The sequence below is a fragment of the Archangium violaceum genome, from assembly GCF_016859125.1.
In the GTDB taxonomy this organism is placed as follows: domain Bacteria; phylum Myxococcota; class Myxococcia; order Myxococcales; family Myxococcaceae; genus Archangium; species Archangium violaceum_A.
This window is the reverse complement of record NZ_CP069338.1, coordinates 8,407,483-8,426,168: the sequence shown is the minus strand read 5'-3', so window position 1 is coordinate 8,426,168 and position 18,686 is coordinate 8,407,483. Positions and strand designations below refer to the sequence as shown.

Annotated in this window: 13 protein-coding genes, 1 tRNA gene and 3 pseudogenes; 11 read left to right on the top strand and 6 right to left on the bottom strand. The window is 63.3% G+C overall.

Annotated elements, in window-relative coordinates; all coding sequences use genetic code 11:
* The first annotated feature begins 59 nt into the window (after window positions 1-59).
* Entirely contained in the window at window positions 60-1,625 is a 1,566-nt protein-coding gene (gene sinK / locus JQX13_RS36090) for a hybrid histidine protein kinase/response regulator SinK (RefSeq protein WP_203403975.1), read from the top strand.
* An 81-nt stretch (window positions 1,626-1,706) separates the two neighbouring features.
* On the opposite strand, the gene groL is transcribed toward sinK, so the two are convergent.
* Window positions 1,707-3,347, bottom strand: coding sequence for a chaperonin GroEL (gene groL, locus JQX13_RS36085; protein WP_203403974.1), 1,641 nt, complete (start codon window positions 3,345-3,347; stop codon window positions 1,707-1,709).
* A gap of 156 nt (window positions 3,348-3,503) precedes the next feature.
* A complete protein-coding gene (locus tag JQX13_RS36080; protein ID WP_043408217.1) occupies window positions 3,504-3,860 on the bottom strand; it encodes a response regulator in 357 nt (118 codons plus the stop codon).
* Window positions 3,861-3,950: 90 nt separating this feature from the next.
* On the opposite strand from JQX13_RS36080, the gene JQX13_RS36075 reads away from it, so the two are divergent.
* The 4 genes from JQX13_RS36075 to JQX13_RS36060 all read left to right on the top strand — a co-directional run bounded on the left by JQX13_RS36075 (window position 3,951) and on the right by JQX13_RS36060 (window position 8,856).
* On the top strand, window positions 3,951-5,027 hold the full coding sequence (locus tag JQX13_RS36075) for a metallopeptidase family protein (RefSeq protein WP_203412371.1): 1,077 nt from the start codon (window positions 3,951-3,953) through the stop codon (window positions 5,025-5,027).
* Window positions 5,028-5,073: 46 nt separating this feature from the next.
* A tRNA-Sec gene (locus tag JQX13_RS36070) sits at window positions 5,074-5,169 on the top strand.
* A 117-nt stretch (window positions 5,170-5,286) separates the two neighbouring features.
* Complete coding sequence (locus JQX13_RS36065; RefSeq protein WP_203403973.1) at window positions 5,287-6,423, top strand: site-specific integrase; 1,137 nt, start codon at window positions 5,287-5,289, stop codon at window positions 6,421-6,423.
* 90 nt (window positions 6,424-6,513) lie between these two features.
* Window positions 6,514-8,856: an SEC-C metal-binding domain-containing protein gene (locus JQX13_RS36060; RefSeq protein WP_239014062.1), complete on the top strand. Its 2,343-nt coding sequence runs from the start codon at window positions 6,514-6,516 to the stop codon at window positions 8,854-8,856.
* 33 nt (window positions 8,857-8,889) lie between these two features.
* Here JQX13_RS36060 and JQX13_RS36055 read toward each other — a convergent pair whose 3' ends face one another.
* Together JQX13_RS36055 and JQX13_RS36050 are read right to left on the bottom strand one after the other, a co-directional pair.
* Window positions 8,890-9,534 carry a helix-turn-helix transcriptional regulator gene (locus JQX13_RS36055; protein ID WP_203403971.1) on the bottom strand — a complete coding sequence of 215 codons (645 nt, stop codon included), beginning with the start codon at window positions 9,532-9,534 and terminating at the stop codon, window positions 8,890-8,892.
* A 518-nt stretch (window positions 9,535-10,052) separates the two neighbouring features.
* Window positions 10,053-11,224, bottom strand: a protein-coding gene (locus JQX13_RS36050; RefSeq protein WP_203403970.1) for an IS3 family transposase whose coding sequence is annotated in 2 segments (ribosomal slippage) — window positions 10,053-10,969 and window positions 10,969-11,224 — 1,173 coding nt in all. Because the reading frame shifts where the segments join, the coding sequence is not laid out codon by codon here.
* Between the two features lie 197 nt (window positions 11,225-11,421).
* On the opposite strand from JQX13_RS36050, the gene JQX13_RS36045 reads away from it, so the two are divergent.
* The 4 genes and pseudogenes from JQX13_RS36045 to JQX13_RS36030 form a co-directional block, all read left to right on the top strand.
* Window positions 11,422-11,649, top strand: coding sequence for a hypothetical protein (locus tag JQX13_RS36045; RefSeq protein ID WP_203403969.1), 228 nt, complete (start codon window positions 11,422-11,424; stop codon window positions 11,647-11,649).
* A gap of 656 nt (window positions 11,650-12,305) precedes the next feature.
* Window positions 12,306-13,486, top strand: a pseudogene (tnpC, locus tag JQX13_RS36040) (IS66 family transposase); the annotation flags it as partial.
* A gap of 60 nt (window positions 13,487-13,546) precedes the next feature.
* Window positions 13,547-14,717: pseudogene (locus tag JQX13_RS36035) on the top strand (IS3 family transposase).
* A gap of 22 nt (window positions 14,718-14,739) precedes the next feature.
* Window positions 14,740-15,051, top strand: a pseudogene (locus JQX13_RS36030) (IS66 family transposase); the annotation flags it as partial.
* Between the two features lie 84 nt (window positions 15,052-15,135).
* Here the strand turns inward: JQX13_RS36030 and ltrA are convergent.
* The gene (gene ltrA, locus JQX13_RS36025; protein WP_203403968.1) at window positions 15,136-16,473 is read right to left on the bottom strand and encodes a group II intron reverse transcriptase/maturase; all 1,338 of its coding nucleotides are present in this window, start codon (window positions 16,471-16,473) and stop codon (window positions 15,136-15,138) included.
* Window positions 16,474-17,208: 735 nt separating this feature from the next.
* On the opposite strand from ltrA, the gene JQX13_RS36020 reads away from it, so the two are divergent.
* Entirely contained in the window at window positions 17,209-18,036 is an 828-nt protein-coding gene (locus JQX13_RS36020) for a hypothetical protein (protein ID WP_203403967.1), read from the top strand.
* A 43-nt stretch (window positions 18,037-18,079) separates the two neighbouring features.
* On the opposite strand, the gene JQX13_RS36015 is transcribed toward JQX13_RS36020, so the two are convergent.
* Window positions 18,080-18,367, bottom strand: a complete 288-nt coding sequence (locus JQX13_RS36015) for a helix-turn-helix domain-containing protein (RefSeq protein WP_203403966.1) — start codon at window positions 18,365-18,367, stop codon at window positions 18,080-18,082.
* 94 nt (window positions 18,368-18,461) lie between these two features.
* On the opposite strand from JQX13_RS36015, the gene JQX13_RS36010 reads away from it, so the two are divergent.
* Window positions 18,462-18,677: a hypothetical protein gene (locus JQX13_RS36010; protein WP_203403965.1), complete on the top strand. Its 216-nt coding sequence runs from the start codon at window positions 18,462-18,464 to the stop codon at window positions 18,675-18,677.
* Window positions 18,678-18,686: the final 9 nt, after the last annotated feature.

Here is an 18,686-nt window from a genome sequence, read left to right as displayed (position 1 = left end):
AACGGAATCCGGTGCCTCGCGTTGCGGCCGGGCGGGTGCGTCGGCCATGCTGATGACCCATGGACATCCCGGCCCCGCTCGCGCACCTGCTGCAGGCCCTGGAGGCGGGTGATCTGCCCGCGGCGAAGGCAGCCGCCGCGGAGCTGCAGCGCACCAGCTCGGGCTCCACCCAACTCGCCGCCGAGGTCCTCCACGAGTTGCGCCAGCCGCTGTTGGGCGTGAAGGCCTATACCCAGCTCCTCTCCGAGGAGATCGGCATGCGCGGCCCGCTGAGGCAGATGCTGGCCCAGGTGGAGCGGATGGAGCAGATCATCTCCGACTTCACCCGGCTGGCCAGCGAGCGCCCCGCGCCGCAACAACCCGTGTCGTTGGTGACGCACGTGCAGGCGGCGGCGCGCTCCTTCGGACTCAACCCGGACTCCTCCCGCGTCACGCTCCAGGTGGAGGCGCCCGAGGACTTCCGCATCCAGGGCAATGGCCGGCTGCTGGAGCAGCTCACCCTCAACCTCCTCAACAACGCGCGCGACGCGGTGTCGGGGCCAGGCCGGGTGAAGGTGGTGCTGACGCGCGAGGGCACGTCGCCGGTGATGTACGTGGCGGACTGGGGTCCGGGAGTCCCCGAGGCCGTGCGCGGCCATCTCTTCGAGCCGTACGTGACGGGCAGCAAGCGCGGCACCGGCCTGGGGCTCGCGGTGTGCAAGCGCATCGCGCAGGAGCACCATGCGCGGTTGGAGCTCGTCCCGCCCTCGGTGCTGCCGGATCAACCGCCGCCCACCACCGTCTTCCGCGTCCTCTTCCCCGCCCCGGGCTCCCTTCCCTCTGCGCCTCCGGTCCGCGCCTCGACTCCCGCCCCCACCGCTCCGGCCACCTCGCGCCGCCGCATGTTGGTGGTGGATGACGAGGACATCATCCGCAGCGTCTTCAAGGACTTGATGGGCAGGGAGTGCGAGGTGCTCGAGGCCGCCAACGCCGAGGAGGCGCTCGCGCACCTGAAGCGAGGGCCGGTGGACCTGCTCGTCACGGACAAGAACCTGCCGGGCCTCTCGGGCCTGGAGCTGGCGCAGCGGGCCCGCCAGCTCGACCCTGGCTCACGCGTCATCCTGATGACGGGCTACCCCTCGCTGGTGACGGCGCAGCAGGCGCTGGAGCTGGGGCTGCTCGACTACCTGCTCAAACCCTTCGACGACATCCGCGAGGTGCGCGCGAAGCTGCGCGAGGCCCTCGCCGGAGCCACCCCCACCCGGAGAGGCCTGCGCCCCGGCAGCCGCCGCGTGGACGTGCTCGATGACAGCCCCGCCTCCGCGAGGCAGCTCACCGAGGCCCTCTCCCGATTGGGGCTGGAAGCACGGGTGCTGACCACCGCACCCGGAGAGCCCGCCGCGGAACCACCCGCGGCCGTGGTGGTGAGCTGGGACTTCAGCCCCGCCTACGGACGCCAGGCGTTGGAGCTGGCGCGGAAGCTGGGCCAGGGAGCGCCCTTCGTGGTGCTCGCCGAATACCTCTCCCAGGAGACGATGCTGGAGGCCCTGCGCGCCGGCGCGTCCGGCTGTCTGCCGCGAGAAATGGAAGCCCGCGAGCTCAGCCACGAACTGTCCCGCATCCTGGAGCAGGCCCCCTCACCCTGAAACACCACGGCCCCGAGCACCTTCCGCTGAGGGAGACACCCGGGGCCGCCGTGCGACGTCAGCCCTCTACGGGGCGGAGTCTCAGTACTCCAGGTCGTCGCCGCCGTAGTCCGGGGCGCCGCCAGCCGCACCGGCCTTGGCCTTCTTCTTCGGGCGCTCGGCGACCATCGCCTCGGTGGTCAGCAGCAGCGAGGCGACGGAGGCCGCGTTCTGCAGCGCGGTGCGCTCCACCTTCGTCGGGTCGATGACGCCGGCCTTCTCCAGGTCCTCGAACACGTCGGTGCGGGCGTTGTAGCCGAACGCGCCCTGGCCCTCGCGGACCTTGTTGATGATGACGGCGCCCTCGAGACCCGCGTTGGAGGCGATCTTCCGCAGCGGCTCCTGCAGGGCCTTGCGGATGATCTCCACGCCGAAGTCCTGCTCACCGCCCAGCTTCAGCTTCTCCAGCGCCGCCAGGCAGCGCAGGTAGGCCACGCCGCCGCCAGGGACGATGCCCTCCTCGACGGCCGCGCGGGTGGCGTGCAGCGCGTCCTCGACGCGAGCCTTCTTCTCCTTCATCTCGGTCTCGGTCGCGGCGCCCACGTGGATGACGGCCACGCCGCCCGCCAGCTTCGCCAGCCGCTCCTGGAGCTTCTCGCGGTCGTAGTCGCTGGTGGTGGTCTCGATCTGCGAGCGGATGAGCTTGATGCGGCCCTCGATGTCCGGCCGCTTGCCCGCGCCGTCGACGATCGTGGTGTTGTCCTTGTCGATGGTGATGCGCTTGGCGCGGCCCAGGTCGTTGAGCGTGAGGGACTCGTACTTGTGGCCCAGCTCCTCGCTCACCACCATGCCGCCCGTCAGCGTGGCGATGTCCTTGAGCAGCTCCTTGCGGCGATCACCGAAGCCCGGCGCCTTCACCGCCGCCACGTTCAGCACGCCGCGGATCTTGTTCACCACCAGGGTGGCCAGGGCCTCGCCCTCGATGTCCTCGGCGATGATCAGCAGCGGCTTGCTGGCGCGCGCCACCTGCTCGAGGATGGGGATCATGTCCTGCATCGACGAGACCTTCTTCTCGCTGATGAGGATGTAGGCGTCGTCGAGCACGACCTCCATGCGCTCGCGGTTGGTGACGAAGTACGGCGACACGTAGCCGCGGTCGAACTGCATGCCCTCGACCACGTCCAGCGTCGTCTCGAGGCCCTTGGCCTCCTCCACCGTGATGACGCCCTCCTTGCCCACCTTCTCCATGGCGTCGGCGATGATGTTGCCGATCGTCTCGTCGCCGTTGGCGGAGATGGTGCCCACCTGGGCAATGGCCTTCTTGTCGGCGGTGGGCTTGGACAGCTTCTTGAGCTCCTCGACCACCGTCTCCACGGCCTTGTCGATGCCGCGCTTGAGATCCATCGGGCTGTGGCCGGCGGCCACCAGCTTCAGGCCCTCCTCATAGATGGCGCGGGCCAGCACGGTGGCGGTCGTGGTGCCGTCACCCGCCTTGTCCGAGGTCTTGGACGCCACTTCCTTCACCATCTGGGCGCCCATGTTCTCGAACCGGTTCTCGAGATCGATCTCCTTGGCGACCGTCACACCGTCCTTGGTCACCGTGGGCGAGCCGAACGACTTCTCGATGACCACGTTGCGGCCCTTGGGACCGAGCGTCACCGCCACCGCGTCCGCGAGGATCCGCACGCCGCGCAGAATGGCGTCACGGGCCGACTGGTGGAAGAAGATCTCCTTCGCTGCCATCGCAACCTCCTGAAAAGATTGAAGAATGTACTACGGGGGCCGGAGTACTGGGGTTGGCACTCGACCCAGGCGAGCGCCAAAATAAGAGCCGGCTCCGGGTTGTCAACACGGAACACAGCGCGTGTGGGGGAAAGGACGGCCCGGCTGCCGGGTGGGCTACTCGGCGAAGCGCACGAGGTTGAGAAGCTGATTGAAATCCAGGGGCTTCTCGAGCGTCATGGCCACGCCCTTGCGCAGGCCCTTGTCGTGCACGTTGCCGTCGGCGTTGCCCGTCATGAGGATGACGGAGGTGCCCTGGTGACGCGGATCTGCCTTGAGCATCTCGGTGAACTGGATGCCGTCCATGTGGGGCATCCGGTAGTCGCTGATGACCAGGCCCACGTCGTGCCGCTCGAGGATGTCCAGGGCCTGCAAGGCATCGGCCGCGGAATAGACGGTGTACCCGTGCTTCTCGAGGAACCGAGAGAGCAGCGTGCACAGCTCGACATCATCATCCACGACCAGAATGTTCACGGACCCTTATGAGCGGTGACGGAGGTCGCGGAACGTAACAGCCGTGCCGCACGTTGACAACGCGCGGAAGGGGTTCGTATGTCGCCGCACATGGGGAAGCGGACGTCGAAGTGGGCGGCGCCGTCGGACATGGAGGTTCGACTCGGCGCGGTGGCGGCGGCCTTCGAGGAAGGGTCCTTCGAGGAGGCCCTGGCCAAGGTGGAGGCACTGCTGGCCGAGGCCCCCGGGCTCGCGGAGGCCCTGCACTGGCGGGCGGCGATCCTCGCGGAACTGGGGCGCATCGAGGACGCCCTGGAGGCCTACGCGAGGGCCCTGAAGGCGGCCCCGGAGGACCTGGAGCTGCTTCTCGGGGCGGCCGAGTGCCTGGTGGGCCGGGTGGGAGACGATCGCGAGGCGGTGGAGGAAGGCCTCGCCCTGTGCGCCCGGGGAAGGAAGCTGGCCCAGCGGACGGGCGACGTGGAGCTCCTCTTCGAGTTCCTCCTGCTGGAGGGCACCGGACTCAATCAGGTAGGTGAGTGTGCGCGAGCCATGGCGAGCCTGGAGGCGGCGCTGGGGCACGTGCCGAGGTCCGTGGAGGCGCGGCTGGAGCGGGCCATCGCCCTGTTCGAGCTGTGCCGGTTCCCGGAGGCGCAAGCGGCGTTCGAGGAGGTGCTGAAGGACGCCGCGGACGAGCCCTGGGCGCACCACTACCTGGGGCTGCTGGCGGAGCGGCGCGGAGACGGGAAGGAGGCGCGCAAGCGGTTCGGGAAGGCGCAGGCCCTGGCGCCGGAGGAGTTCCCCCCACCCGTGGAGCTGGGCGAGGAGGCCTTCGACAAGGCGGTCGAGGACGCGGTGAAGGCACTGCCCGGGCACGTGAAGGAGTACCTGGACAACGTCACCATCGCGGTGGAGGACATCCCCAAGGACGAGGATCTGCTGGGGGAGTCGCCACCGCTGTCACCGTGCATCCTCGGGGTGTTCAGGGGCTCGCCGGTGGGCGAGCGCAACAGCATCCTCGGGGGGTTCGATCCCTACCCCGCGTCCATCGTGCTGTACCAGCGGAACCTGGAGCGCTTCGCGAAGTCGCGGGAGGAGCTCATCGAGCAGATCGGTATCACGGTGATGCACGAGGTCGGACATTTGATGGGGCTCGACGAGGATGACCTGTGGCAACGCGGGCTGGATTGAAGCGCGACGTTGACGCGGAACACGCGGCCCGGCAGTAATCGCGAGTGGTAGGACCTCCGGACCTGGTGGCCGGCCCGGTCTTCAAAACCGGTGGGGGGCATGGAGACATGTCCCTGGGAGGTTCGATTCCTCTGTCCTACCGTCCTGTTTTCATTGAGGTTTTCTGAAACCGCTCCGGTGGGGTTGCGGGACGCCCTACCCTCCGTTAGCTCTTGTACCCAACTTTTACCCAAGTGGGGGTTGGGTACGGGAGCCGGACATGCCCAAGTGGAGCGGGAAGTGGCTCGGGGGCCGCACGTACACGGCCAACGACGGCAGCACGCGGTGGATCATCCGCAAGACCGTTGCCGGGACCGCCTACAACATCACGCTGGACGTGCGAAGCGAGGCCGAGGCCCTGGCCGAACTGGCGGTGTTCCGCCGGAACCCGGCCGCGTACCGGACCGCGAGCCAGGAGCGCGTGGAGGAGGCCCAGAAGGCCCAGGAGGACGCCGCGAAGGCTGTGTTCCTGGACGAGAACCGTGCCCAACGGTTCCTCCAGCACTTGAAGGCCAGCGGCAGGTCCGTCGAGTACCTCAAGAGCACGCGCAGCTACCTGGCCGCATGGGCGACGGCGCTCGCGGGCAAGGATCTGCGTGCGTTAACCGGTCCGGCGCTGAAGAAGCTGCTGGCCACCTGGGACACGGGCAAGAAGTGGCGCATCATCGTCTTCAAGTCCTTCACCTCGTACCTCCAGGAGGCCGGCGAGCTAGACCCGATGGAGAACCCGGGACGCTTCCTGAAGGTGCCTCCTGCGCGCCGGAACCACGAACTCAAGGGCTACGGCATCGAGCACATCCAAAAGCTCTACGCGGTCCTCGGCTCGCAGGCCATCCGCGACGTGCTGTGCCTCCAGGCCAAGAGCGGGATGCACGGCACCGAGGTGGATCGGCTGGCCAGCGGTGACGGCAAGATCGCGGTACTGAAGGATCAGGGCGAGATCGCGGGCACCGTCACATTCAAGCACAAGACGGGCAAGCGCTTCACCGTGTCCCTCGATACCCAGGCGCTCGCCGCCGCCCAGCGTCTCCAGGTACGAGGCTCAGCACCGGATCGGCAGACCATCCGCGAGGCCGTCGAGCGGGTGTGCAAGCGCACGGGCCTGGAGTTCGTCCACTTCGGCGCCATCCGGCACAGCTTCGCTACGTGGCTGGTTGAACGGGGCAGCACCTACAATCAGAAGGGCGGCGGCTTGCCCCTGGAGGCCGTCGCTCAAGCGCTCAACCACAGCAGTACACGTACCACGGCTCTCCACTACGTCAGCGCCACCGTCCCGCCGATGTACGTCGTGCCCATCCGCCTGGAGCACCCAGAAGATCCCGTCGTACTGAGTGCGGTCCAGGCCCATGTTGGCTGATCAATTCAATTTCACTCCTGACGCACTTGGAGGCCCCAAATGACTCGTCGCTCTCGTCGCCGAAGCCCAGGATGGACAATCAAGAAGGACATGTCTCCTGAAAAGCACAAGAAGGTCATGGCCCGACTGGCCAATGAATACCCAGCAGTGGTCAAGAGCATAGACAACCTAGTCGATCAAATTGCTGATCGCGTCACGCAATTCCACCCACCAGCGCTCTTACAACGCAGCTATCTAGCACATGCACTTTCCGCGCTTAAAGAGCAATCCAAAACCAAAGAAGAGCTTGGCCTCAATGAAGCGTCACCGCTTCTAGTATTGGATTACACGCAGAGCATAATAGCCGCCCGACCTCCGACCGATACAAGGATCCCCTCGGACGAGGAATACTTCGAACTTCAATCGCTAATTGGGAATCTCTACGCAACAATCAATCTAAACTATCACATACACAAGAGCGCACACTCCCAACTAAACGATCCATCCTATGACACCCAACAAGACTCCTTTTACGTCAGAGCACAAATGCTCTGGATGAACGTCTCCGTCGATCGGTACCTCATACACAACATCCCGCATATTCGGGATTTCATAACGCCACACAGCGACATTCTGAAAGAACTCTTCGGAATTTCAAGCGACGACCTGATTGAAGCACTGTCGTCCATACAAAAAAGCCTGACTGAAGAACTATTTACCGCATATTTCGACATCCGAGAAATACAGAAAAAGACCCTAAGCGTCCTCAAACCAAGCTCCGTCGGCAGCAAAGAAGAGTTCCAAAAGCAATTAGGCAAAGCAATAGACGAAATGGGGCTTCGCGAAAAACTCATCGAAGCTCAACACAAGCTCACTCAATACGATCTTTTCGACCTCCAAAAAACCACCAAGCTACCCACAAAACTATTGGACGCGCTCTCCTGGGGCCCTGGCGAAGAACAATCATTCTTTGCCCCTGGCGAGTACAGAGGGTGGCCTCTCAGACTCCTACCCGTTCGAACTCGTCCGTTTCTCAAATTCGACGGCCGGTACTACTGCTTCAACAACAACAACCTACAAGACCACATATACAGAACACTTCAGATGCTGGTCACCAGCATCAAGCCCGAATACAGACCCAAGTGGAATTCGCACCAGCGAGAGGTCTCGGAACAACTTCCTCTCGAAATGTTTGGACGACTCCTCCCTGGAGCAAAGTGCCATTCATCCATCCAGTACCAGTGGACCAACAAGTCAACCAATAAACTAGAGTGGGCAGAGGCCGATGGGCTTGTTGTTTTTGATGAAGTCCTCCTTGTTGTTGAAGTCAAAGGAGGCATATTCACCCCTGTCTCCCCAACGACTGATCTTCAAGCCTATGTGGCGTCAATACGCAACCTCGTTTGCACTCCAGCAACCCAAGCTCGCCGATTCATAAATGAGCTTGAGTCACGCGGGGAAGTCGAGATCTTCGATCAAAAGAGACAATCCATCGGACGTATACGCAAGACCGACTTTTGGAGGATCTGGGGAATTTGCGTTACCGTTGACAACATTTCGGATGTGGGAACGCGTCACGCTGACTTCAAGAACGTCGGGTTGACCTTCGCTGAAAATCCGACGTGGATCGTCTCACTGGACGATTTGCGTGTATTTTGCGACCTGTTCGACTCTGCGGCCGTCTTTATTCACTACTTAGAGCAACGGCTCCGGGCATTCCATAACCCGCTGGCTCATCCGGATGACGAGCTTGACTTTATTGGCATGTTCTTCGCGCATAACAACATCGACCTACATGCAAAAAAGTTCGGCAACCTAGACCACATCGCATGGCATGGGTACAGACAGGTTGTTGATAAGTATTATGACGAATTGATCTCGGGAGGAGCGCCGCAGAAGCCAAGCCAAGGCTTTTACGATTTCTTTTCCACGGCACTGTTGAAATTGGAGAAATCTGGGCGACCGGGCTCAACAAGATCTTGTAGCTGGCTTTTGGAGCTAGCAGACGAGAGTCGGAGACAATTTGACGCTCTTGTGCGCCACTGCATTGAGCTTCAAAGTGCTGAGAGGACAATCAAGCCGGCCTCAATGTTATCCGATGACAGTTCCATCCTGATATTTTGCGTAACCCCTGATTTCACCCCACCATCCAGGTCGTGGATGAGAGAGTATGCTCTCGCGCTCGTTCACTCCATGCAGGGGAAGGACTTGCTCGTTTTTGAACTTGGATTTAAGGATGGAGACATCGCATGGGCGCATGGGGATATATTAGGGCAGCGTCACTTGAAAGAAATTGCACCTGATCGCCTAGCTCAGTTGAGTGAAAAATACAGCCAAAGCCGTTTGAATACGCTCAGGTCCACTAGAAAAGCCGGCAAAATTGGTCGAAACGAAAAATGTCCATGTGGAAGCGGACGCAAATACAAGGCATGTCATGGCCAGAAGAAAACGTGAAACCCCTTCTACACCTTAGCATCTCAGTTTGAATTACCTGATAGAGAGCTTACGGATAGAGTCCCCTGGATCCTGTTTCGCGCTGCCACTGCGTTTTTCGCACTTGAGAATCCGGCGCCTCGTGTTGGCCAAGCTGGGCCGACTTAACCGCTTGCCGCCCTCCTGAGGCAGGCCCTCTGCAAGCAGGGCCTCAATGCTGTCCACCGTGATCATCACTGAGCGCCCGACCTTCTGCGCTCGTTTCAATAGGCCCTGCCTCAAGAGGTCGAAGATCTTCGACCGTTTGCACCCGAGCATCGCCATGGCGCTCTCCAACGTCACGAACGTGGAGTTCCGGGCTACATCCTGGGCTCGAAGCGCTTGGAGTTCGCGCAGGATGATCTCTGTGATCCCTTGGAGGATGACCCCCACCAGTTCAGGGCCATCGTCCACAACGGGCACCTCCGACCGGAAGACCGGCACCGGGATCAACTCAGGCGGCGGTTCTGGCTGAGCGATGGAACAACTCGGAGGGATGTAGCTGAAGTTCTCGGACATGAAGGGCCTGTGGTCGGCCGGCACCTGTCCGTGCCGGTGCATGGTGTGGATCGAACCGGTGGCCACCAGTACCAAGATGAATATATCGAATCCTTGAGCACGCTCCGGCAGTCGGTTTCCCCGCCGCATTCCGCCGAGCATGGGCACGAGCTTCCTGTACGAGAACTCACCCCTCGCGAAGCAGCGCCCATCGGACGATCCGATACTTTCACTATGTATCTATGTGGTTCTCCCGTCCGCGCGGAGCGCGGACGGGTCCATCACGCCGCGTGAGCGGCGCTCTGTTTCTTCGCTCTATTTCTTCTGTTCTTTCTCTCTCTCTAGATCGGCTCTCACCCAGATGAGAGTACGGAAACCTGGAGCTGAGAGTACCGACACCTCAAGGTGAGAGTACCGACCGTGACCCAGCGCAACTGTTACCGCGCAGGTTTGTTGATGGGGATGTGAGCACGCTTGCTGATGGACTCTCCTTGGTGGCTCTATCGCCACACTGGGAGATGGGGAGGGGTCCGGGGAGGGGCGGCCCAGGGGTTGCAAAGGGGAGGCGGCCGACCCTCATGAGGAAGGGCACGGGATAAGGTGAGGGGAATCGGGCGTCGCTCGCGCAGCCCATCCAGGCCATCCGGAGTGGGCTTGCCCCGGTTACGTGGACAGTAGGGTTAAGATGCCAACTTCTGCGGTAAGGGCGCAAGCTCAAAATCCACTGGACTGACGTAGCCCAGCGAGGAGTGCCGCCGCTGGCGGTTGTAGAAGACCTCGATGTATTCGAAGAGGGCCAGCCGGGCCTGCTCGTGCGTGGCGAAGGCGGTGGTGTAGACGAGCTCCTGCTTCAAGCTGCTGAAGAAGCTCTCCACCACGGCGTTGTCCCAGCAGTTGCCCTTGCGCGACATGCTGCATTGGATGCCCCGAGCAGCCAGTGCCTGCTGGTAGTCGGTGCTGGCGTACTGGCTGCCCCGGTCCGAGTGGTGCAACAACCCCTGCGGTGGCTGGCGTCCCTCGAGGGCCATGTCCAGGGCGTTGAGCACCAGGTGCCGGTCGATGTTCTCGCTCATGGACCAGCCCACCACCTTGCGAGAGAAGAGGTCCATGACGACGGCCAGGTAGAGCCAGCCCTGCCCCGTCCCCACGTAGGTAATGTCCGTGGCCCAGGTGCTATTGGGCTGGCCGGGGGAGAAGTTGCGCTCGAGGATGTTGGGGGCAACGGGCTGGTTGTGGCGGGAGTCCGTCGTGCGCACGAAGCGCCGTCTCTTGCGAGCAGCGATGTCGTGCTCGTTCATGAGCCGGGCCACACGCTTTCGACTCACGCGCTGCCCCCGGGCACGCAGCTCCGCGTGGACGCGAGGACTGCCGTACGTGCCGCGGCTGTCGCGATGTATCCGCGTCACCTCCTCGGCCAGGGCCCGGTCCGCCTTGTCCCGCGCGGACTCCGGGCGCTCCTTCCAGGCGTAGTAGCCCGAGCGCGACACACCCAGCTGCTCGCACATGAAGTCCACAGGGAAGTGGGCCTTCTCCGCGTCGATGAACTCGAACTTCACCTCGAGGTCTCCTTCGCGAAGAAGGCCGCCGCTTTTTTTAGGAAGTCGCGCTCCATCTCCAGATGACGCACCTCCTTGCGCAGCCGCACCAACTCCTCCCGCTCGGCCGTGGAGAGTGCACCTGCCGACTCCTTGCCATCGCCTCCGTCGGCCTCGCGCACCCAGTTGCGCAGGGCTGACTCGGTCAGGTCCAAGTCCTTGGCCACCTGGGGCAGGCTCTTGCTGCCCTCGCGCACCAGTCGGACCGCCTCGGCCCTGAACTCCGGGGTGAAACTCCGCCTCTTCCTTCGCTCCATGAACACTACCTCCTGTGTAGCCGACTTATGAGGTGTGTCCACAAAACCGGGGCAGGCTCACTCGAAGGCTCAGCATCCTCGACGGTCAGCCCTACGACTTCACGCGGCGATTCGGGATGCTGACATCCCCACCGACACCACTACCGACACCGCCGCCCCCTACCCCTCCGCCCAGAAGCAAAGAGGAACGGCTGCGAGTGCATCTCGACGCGATCCGCAGTTACTTCTCGATAACGCTACGGATGAAGGGTCTGCACTGGACGCTCCGCCAGCCGACCGACGAAGAGATCCTGGAGGTGGGACTTCCGCTCGTTCCTGATCAGGAAGACCCAACTGGACGCGATGACATTCGCATGGTTCCCGCCATTGATGAGGCTCTCTTGCAGAAGCTGCTCGCGGAACACGCAAGCACCCAAAGCATGTAGAGCGGATGCCCGGAGCACGAGCGCGCCAGCCGGCACGCCACTTCGATGGAGGGCAACGGCAACCTTCCCGATCATGAGCTGGGAGAAGAACACCTCCATGACCGACAACCAGCGCGCCGCCATAGCGCGAGGGTGGGCCTCGTCCGGAATGGACCAGGCCGAGTACGCCCAGCTCCATGGCATCAGGCCCAGGACCCTGCGCGAGTGGATCCAGCGCTGGGCTCCAACAACTCCGGCCGATTTGCGTGCCCTCGCCATCGTCCGACAAACCCTCCGCGACCTTCAGGCGCTACACGATGCCCTGGCCGCCAACGTGGCGTGCCAGCAGGCGGAATCCCAGGGCGAGCCCCAACCCACAGGGGGGACACCAGCTCAGCAAGATGCCGAGCCGGCACGCCGACCGGCAGCCCCCGTGGACATGGGGCCGGTCATAGCCACGCGGAGACCTACCGCAGGAGGCTTCCAGTGGTAAGTGCGTAACCCGCTGACTCTTCGCACGACTTCGCCCCCACCACCGCTGCTCCGTGGCCAGTGGTGCTGGCAGAACTATGCTTGTAACCGTTCACCGCCTTGGCCTGGTTGAAGAGGAGCCGGGCACGAGGTGACCGGAGACGTGGTGCTGGACAAGAGGACGTCTGGCGTGGTGTAGCCAGGGCATGGTGCAGGTGGATGCCCGAGACGTGCAGATAGCGCAGCTAGAGAAGAGGCTGGAAGCAGCGCTGGAGCGTATCGCGCAGCTGGAGGAGGAGAATGCGAAGCTGCGCGAGGAGAATGCGAAGCTGCGCGAGGAGAATCGACAGCTCAAGGAGCGGCTGGGGCTCAACTCGAGCAACTCCTCCAAGCCACCCTCCTCGGATGCACCCGGCACCCGGCGCCAGCGCAAGAGGCCCACGGGCCGGCGTCCCGGGGGCCAGCCTGGACACAAGAAGCATGAGCGCGCGCTGCTGCCGCCCGAGCAGGTGCAGCACGTCGTGGAGTTGGTGCCCCAGGAGTGCAGGGGTTGCAAGCGACGGCTGCGGGGGCAGGACAGCGCGCCCCGGCGGCATCAGGTGGTGGAGGTGCCGCCCCTGTCGGCCATTGTCACCGAGTACCGCTGCCATGCACTGCAGTGCCCTGACTGCGGGGTAGTGACTCGAGGGAGGTGCCCGCGCATGCGCGCAGCGTCTTCGGCGACCGGCTCGCGGCGCTCGCCTCGTTGCTGGTGGGTAAGTACCGCCTGTCCAAACGACTGGTGAAGGACGCCTTGTCGGACATGCTGGGTGTGGAGTTGTCGGTGGGCAGCGTCAGCAACCTGGAGGGTGAAATCTCGCAGGCGCTCGCGCCAGCGACGGCCGAAGCCCTTGCCTCCGTACGCGCCTCGGAGGCGGTCAACGCCGACGAGACGGGATTCACGCAGGGACGAGAGGGTGGCCGGGCCGCTCGCGCCTGGCTGTGGGTGGTGGCCACGGCGCTGGTGGTGGTGTTCCACATCGCCACAAGCCGCGGCGGCAAGGTGGCCCGCCAGTTGCTCGGCGCGGACTTCTCAGGCTTCCTCACCACTGACAGGTGGAGCGCCTACGAGTGGGTGGACGCGGGGCTGCGGCAGCTGTGTTGGGCCCACCTCACCCGCGACTTTCAGGGCTTCATCGACAGGGGAGGAAGGGGCGGGAAGATAGGCCGAGAGCTCATGCGCGAGCGCAACCGCTTCTTCAAGTGGTACCACCGCGTGCGCGACGGCACCCTGGCACGCGAGGATTTCGAAAAGCGCATGCGCGGTGTGGAACGCAGAGTCGGCCAACTGCTGCGCAAGGCAGCGCGGCGGGCGGAGAAGAAGACGGCCGGCATGGCCCGGGAAATCTGAGCCTGCCCCGGTTTTGTGGACACACCTCATAAGTCGGCTACACAGGAGGTAGTGTTCATGGAGCGAAGGAAGAGGCGGAGTTTCACCCCGGAGTTCAGGGCCGAGGCGGTCCGACTGGTGCGCGAGGGCAGCAAGAGCCTGCCCCAGGTGGCCAAGGACTTGGACCTGACCGAGTCAGCCCTGCGCAACTGGGTGCGCGAGGCCGACGGAGGCGATGGCAAGGAGTCGGCAGGTGCACTCTCCACGGCCGAGCGGGAGGAGTTGGTGCGGCTGCGCAAGGAGGTGCGTCATCTGGAGATGGAGCGCGACTTCCTAAAAAAAGCGGCGGCCTTCTTCGCGAAGGAGACCTCGAGGTGAAGTTCGAGTTCATCGACGCGGAGAAGGCCCACTTCCCTGTGGACTTCATGTGCGAGCAGCTGGGTGTGTCGCGCTCGGGCTACTACGCCTGGAAGGAGCGCCCGGAGTCCGCGCGGGACAAGGCGGACCGGGCCCTGGCCGAGGAGGTGACGCGGATACATCGCGACAGCCGCGGCACGTACGGCAGTCCTCGCGTCCACGCGGAGCTGCGTGCCCGGGGGCAGCGCGTGAGTCGAAAGCGTGTGGCCCGGCTCATGAACGAGCACGACATCGCTGCTCGCAAGAGACGGCGCTTCGTGCGCACGACGGACTCCCGCCACAACCAGCCCGTTGCCCCCAACATCCTCGAGCGCAACTTCTCCCCGGCCAGCCCAATAGCACCTGGGCCACGGACATTACCTACGTGGGGACGGGGCAGGGCTGGCTCTACCTGGCCGTCGTCATGGACCTCTTCTCTCGCAAGGTGGTGGGCTGGTCCATGAGCGAGAACATCGACCGGCACCTGGTGCTCAACGCCCTGGACATGGCCCTCGAGGGACGCCAGCCACCGCAGGGGTTGTTGCACCACTCGGACCGGGGCAGCCAGTACGCCAGCACCGACTACCAGCAGGCACTGGCTGCTCGGGGCATCCAATGCAGCATGTCGCGCAAGGGCAACTGCTGGGACAACGCCGTGGTGGAGAGCTTCTTCAGCAGCTTGAAGCAGGAGCTCGTCTACACCACCGCCTTCGCCACGCACGAGCAGGCCCGGCTGGCCCTCTTCGAATACATCGAGGTCTTCTACAACCGCCAGCGGCGGCACTCCTCGCTGGGCTACGTCAGTCCAGTGGATTTTGAGCTTGCGCCCTTACCGCAGAAGTTGGCATCTTAACCCTACTGTCCACGTAACCGGGGCAAGCCCAATCCTGAAGTGGGAGAAGTGCCTCTGGACGTTTGTCGATGTGCCTGGCCTGGAGCCCACCAACAACTTCGGCGAGCGCTGCATCCGGCACGCCGTCATGTACAGGAAGACGTCCTTCGGCACGCAGAGTGAGGAGGGCAGCCGTTTCGTGGAGCGCATCTTCACCGCCACCACCACCCTCAAGCTGCAGGGCCGTGACGTGCTCTCATTCCTGACCGATACCCTCGCCGCACACCGCCGCGGCCTGCGCGGGCCTTCTCTCCTCCCCTCCGCCCCCGTACCTCAGCTCGCTCTCACCGCCTGAGTTGGGTCGGGTGGCCCCGGGAGTTGCCGTCCCGGGGCTCCCACAGATCCGGACGTGCGGAACTACCGCATCCGGCTCCTCGGTTCATGGATTCGCTGCGCGTCGGTAGAGGCTATGAACTACACGCGGTTTTGGTAACGGAAAGCGTCGAACGATTTGGTCGAACTTCTCCCATGTCGTCCGAGCCTGCCGCGTTCGTCGCGATAGCCATTTGTGCCACCTCTTGCGTACCTCCCATGCAAACGCCACGAGTGCCTTTGAGTTCCCGGTGATACCGAAGTACCCATAGTGCCCCCGTAGCTTCTGCGTGAGGACGCGGTGCTGCTCGGTTAACGGCCGGTGCCGATTGAGACGACACCATTGCGTCACCTGTTTCAGCGCTCGGCTCAACCGGTTGGAGGCTGTCTTGCGTTTCACCACCCAGGCGCCCCGCCGAGATCTTCCCCAGTAGTGCGTGAATCCCAGCAGGTCGAAGCTCCGACCGCCCTCTGCCTCACGTGGAGGCTTGGGGCGGTTGGATCGGAACTCCACCAACCGGGTCTTTTCCGGGTGGAGCGTCAGGCCATACTTCCCGAACCTCTTGGGGAGTACCGCCATGACGCGGCGAGCATCTTCCTCAATGGTGAAACATATCACGAAGTCGTCCGCATAGCGGATGAGTTCCGCGCTACCCTTCAGGCGCGGTTTGACTTCACGCTCGAACCACACGTCCAGAACCTCGTGGAGGTAGATGTTCGCCAGCAAGGGCGAGATGACACCACCTTGTGGGGTCCCCTGGTCGGGATGCGTTACTTCCTTCCCGTCCAGAACCCCTGCATTCAGCCATTTCCCGATGAGACGGAGCAGCACCCCATCTCGCACCCTTCGCTGGACGAGCTGCTGGAGCCGGTCATGTTCCAGGGTGTCGAAGAACTTTCGGATGTCCACCTCGAGGACCCATCCACCTCTCGTTCTCGTCAGCGACTCCCAGAGGCGTTGCAGTGCCTGATGCGCACTTCTCCCTGGGCGGAAGCCGAACGAGCAGGGCAGGAAGTCCTGCTCGTAGACTGCCTCCAGCACCATGGCCACCGCCCTTTGCAGTACCTTGTCTTCAAAGGTCGGGATGCCCAGAGGACGGGTCGTCTTCCCATCCCCTTTGGGAATATGCACACGCCTGACGGGCGGTGCCCGGTAGAGGCCGGACTTCGCGCGGTTGAGAAGCCCCTGGAGGTTGACTTCCAGGTTCTCCGCATATTGCTCCGCCGTCTGCCCGTCCGCTCCGACTGCACCGTCCTTGCGTGTGCGCCGATATGCCTCTCGTAGCCACTCCAAGTCGATGTGGTGAGCCAGCGTGGTGAACGCCGTGTCCGGCGCCTGCCTCGCCAACGTCGCTATCCGCTGGAGTTTCGTTGATACGGTTGTAGGGCTCGGTGTCCCCGCCATCTTTCCCTCCTACGGCTCCATGTTCCGGCGCCCCCTTCCCTCCACAGGGTCCGGACGGGTCCGTTCCCCTGCTTCCTCGGTACTACGAGGCGCTCCGACTCCCTGACGACCCTTCCGCCCGGCTTCGTTCTCCTTCGCCGCGGCGGTACCACCGCCACCCGTCTTTCGCTCCCGTGGGTCTCGGGCGCCCACCTCCCACGGGCCAGGGTTGTTGACCGGCTTCCCCAACCGGCTTCCGACGTGGAGTCGTCAGGGCCTCCCAGGTTCCTGGGGGACCCTCTGTACACGTGCCCCGCTCTTCGACCCCGGCGAGACCGAGGGGCCAGACCTTCGCGGCCTCACGGTGCTGCCTTCCGCTCGTTCAACGGCGTCGGCTCTCGCACGAGTGTAACTTTCGAGGCTCAATCACGCGGCCCGCGCACTCGCTGTCTACGCTTCGCAGTTCGGGTTTCCCCGATACCACGCAAGACTCGCTTCCGGCTGGTGGCCTCCTTTACCGGACAGGGGTTGAACCTGCTGGGTCCCTCGTGAGGTTTCCACTCCGCTTGTCGCTACTGCATCGTTTCCTCCTCACCCAGGCTTCGCCTGGCGCACTGAACGGTTACCTATGCTTTAGGTCATTCCACCAACCAAGAGCGGGCTATTTCTAAGGCCGCATACCGATCTCGTCCGGGCTCGATTACTGTGACGCCGTCCAACTGGGATCATTACTCTCAGCTATTATGGGAGGCAAAGATGGTCATCAAATCCACTAGTGATATCGGTCTCCACATTCTCCGTGGCCTTGCAGGGCCGCTCGGCAAGCTTGGGGACGACTACTCGGTTCCGTTGCTTGCCAAGCAGGCCGACGGTCTCCCTTGGCTCCTTGGAACAGGATGGTTCTTCCGTTGCGAACAAGAATGGTTCTTGGTCACCGCCGGGCATGTCCTCATGGAGCTTTCCACACCGAAAGCTCGAAGGGCGGGCGCTCCGAATGATCTCGATCTGTTGGTTCCAGGAGTCGGCGACGTTCTGGTGCCTCTGTCAGGCAGAATGAGCACATCACAGAGGTACGATGTAGGCATCCTCTGGCTCAAGGACCCGACTCCAATCCGAGAACGATGGACTCCAGTCACGGTGGCCGATCTGGCGCCGCTGAACGATCCTTCGAAGGCGTGGTACCACGTCACCGGATGGCCGCGTCAACTCAGCAAGAGCCTTACAGGAGGGATAGGGGCCAAACAGTTCCGGTTCACGGCCAAGTTCGACGCAGGAACGGAGCCTCACGACCCCGGGACCGAGATCCTTTTCCCCCTCCACAGGAACGACTTCGGAACGTTCGATGGAGAGCCCGACAAGCATCCCTCATTACAGGGGATCAGCGGGGCGCCCGTGTGGCAAATCTTCACTGATGACAATGACAATGGCCGCTATGCCCCCCGCCTTGCCGGTGTCCAGATCAGCTACTTAGAGCGGGGTACGATCTGGTACATCCGGGCAACCCGCTGGGGTGCTGTCCGGTTGCTGATCGAGCATGTCTCTCCGGGTCTTTTCAGCTCCGCCGAACGGTTGGTCGGGCTGTAGCGGGACGGCCATACTTATTCGGCTTGGGTCGTCCGGGAGGCCATCAGGACGTGCCCTTTCCCCCAATGCGAGGAGGCCGCCCTCGCCGCCCAATCTTAATTTGGGCGGGCTCGAACAGCGCGACCACGCGGACCCGCAGGTGGCGCGCGAGCTTCACCAGTGACTCGATGGTCAGGTTCTCGCGGCCTGCCTCCACCTGCTGAAGGTAGCGCAAGCTCACCCCGACCTCGGCCGAGAACTCCTCCTGCGTCAGTCCTTGCTCGCCCCGTAGCTCCGCCACGCGGCGACCTACGTTCCGAGCAACGGCCTTGGGCGTTTCGATGGTGCGCACACCCTCGAAGGTGGTAGCCAAGGCTCAGCTATAAAACGAACCTAAAGAATCGTATTATCCGTCGCTGTAGTTTCGCGGAGCCCACGGAGGATGAATGGCCGAGTGGTCCATCAGGCAGTTGAACAGCGGTGAGCTTGAGGTCCTGTACCTGAACAACTTCACGCAGGAGATCGTGTCCTGTGGCGTCAACAGGAGAGGCACCCCGGTGCTCATGATCGCGGACTGGATGATGGAGAACGCGGACGAGCACGACCTGATCCGGCTCCTGGACCAAACCGTCCTGCTCAAGCTCCCGGCGGCCCATGGGTAGTAGCACGTA

What these genes read in the sequence shown, in the direction of transcription:
- sinK (WP_203403975.1), top strand. Translation starts at nt 60, where the DNA reads ATGGACATCCCGGCCCCGCTCGCGCACCTGCTGCAGGCCCTGGAGGCG.
- groL (WP_203403974.1), bottom strand. Translation starts at nt 3,347, where the DNA reads ATGGCAGCGAAGGAGATCTTCTTCCACCAGTCGGCCCGTGACGCCATT.
- JQX13_RS36075 (WP_203412371.1), top strand. Translation starts at nt 3,951, where the DNA reads ATGGGGAAGCGGACGTCGAAGTGGGCGGCGCCGTCGGACATGGAGGTT.
- JQX13_RS36065 (WP_203403973.1), top strand. Translation starts at nt 5,287, where the DNA reads ATGCCCAAGTGGAGCGGGAAGTGGCTCGGGGGCCGCACGTACACGGCC.
- JQX13_RS36060 (WP_239014062.1), top strand. Translation starts at nt 6,514, where the DNA reads ATGTCTCCTGAAAAGCACAAGAAGGTCATGGCCCGACTGGCCAATGAA.
- JQX13_RS36055 (WP_203403971.1), bottom strand. Translation starts at nt 9,534, where the DNA reads ATGCTCGGCGGAATGCGGCGGGGAAACCGACTGCCGGAGCGTGCTCAA.
- ltrA (WP_203403968.1), bottom strand. Translation starts at nt 16,473, where the DNA reads ATGGCGGGGACACCGAGCCCTACAACCGTATCAACGAAACTCCAGCGG.
- JQX13_RS36020 (WP_203403967.1), top strand. Translation starts at nt 17,209, where the DNA reads ATGGTCATCAAATCCACTAGTGATATCGGTCTCCACATTCTCCGTGGC.
- JQX13_RS36010 (WP_203403965.1), top strand. Translation starts at nt 18,462, where the DNA reads ATGGCCGAGTGGTCCATCAGGCAGTTGAACAGCGGTGAGCTTGAGGTC.